The sequence below is a fragment of the Bradyrhizobium sp. Kon56 genome, assembly GCF_055807635.1.
In genome coordinates, this window is sequence record NZ_JBVVOU010000222.1 from 1 (window position 1) to 352 (window position 352).

Below are 352 nucleotides of genomic sequence, written 5' to 3' on the forward strand. Positions count from 1 at the left end.
GGCTTCGCTGGCCTTCGGCTATGCCGCCGTGGTGTCCACGGATGAATTCTTGAAGGCCCAAGCGGCGGTGGCCTGACCGCCGCTGAATGCCGTCAGCGGGTGGCTATGATGAACAGGCGCGGGAATGGCAGCAGTACCGTGCCATTGGCCAAGGCTGGATAAGCCTGGGGAATCCTTGCCTGATACTCCTGCAGGAAAGCAGCTTTTTCGCCCTCGTTCAGTGGGGCCAGGAACGGCCGCAGCGCTGACGCCTTGAACCACTCCACCACCGCCCATCATCGCCATCGAGATGATGGTGGTGAAACTCGAAGAAGGCTTTGACCGCATCCATGCGGCCACCTACGCCTGGAGT

Annotated in this window: 1 protein-coding gene; it reads right to left on the reverse strand. The window is 61.4% G+C overall.

Annotated elements, in window-relative coordinates; genetic code table 11:
* Nucleotides 1–92 precede the first annotated feature (92 nt).
* Nucleotides 93–266, reverse strand: coding sequence for a hypothetical protein (locus AC0L3B_RS38725; RefSeq protein WP_473382948.1), 174 nt, complete (start codon nucleotides 264–266; stop codon nucleotides 93–95).
* Nucleotides 267–352: the final 86 nt, after the last annotated feature.